Here is a 260-nt window from a genome sequence, read left to right as displayed (position 1 = left end):
GGATGAAGAAGCTGGCCTCGACGCCCTGCGAGCGCAGAAACGTGAGCATCATCGCCGTCGAGGTCGTCCCGTCGACGTCGTAGTCGCCGTAGACGAGCACGCGCTCGCCGTCTCGGATGGCGCGGGCGACGCGCTCGGCGGCGACGTCCATGTCGCGCATCCGGAACGGGTCGTGGAGGCCGCCGAGGGCGGGGCGGAAAAACGTCCGCGCCTCGTCGAACGTCGTCACGCCGCGGAGGACGAGCGCGCGGGCTCCCGCC

The 260-nt window shown here is 71.9% G+C and carries 1 protein-coding gene; it reads right to left on the bottom strand.

From position 1 onward, the window contains the following. Positions 1–229: hypothetical protein (locus ACSNOK_RS34895; RefSeq protein WP_436784718.1), on the bottom strand; the 229-nt coding region annotated here is incomplete at its 3' end. Positions 230–260: the final 31 nt, after the last annotated feature.

This window comes from Streptomyces sp. URMC 126, assembly GCF_051386555.1.
Classification (GTDB): domain Bacteria; phylum Actinomycetota; class Actinomycetes; order Streptomycetales; family Streptomycetaceae; genus Streptomyces.
Note: the sequence above shows the minus strand (reverse complement) of the source record. Positions and strands in the feature narration are given on the sequence as shown.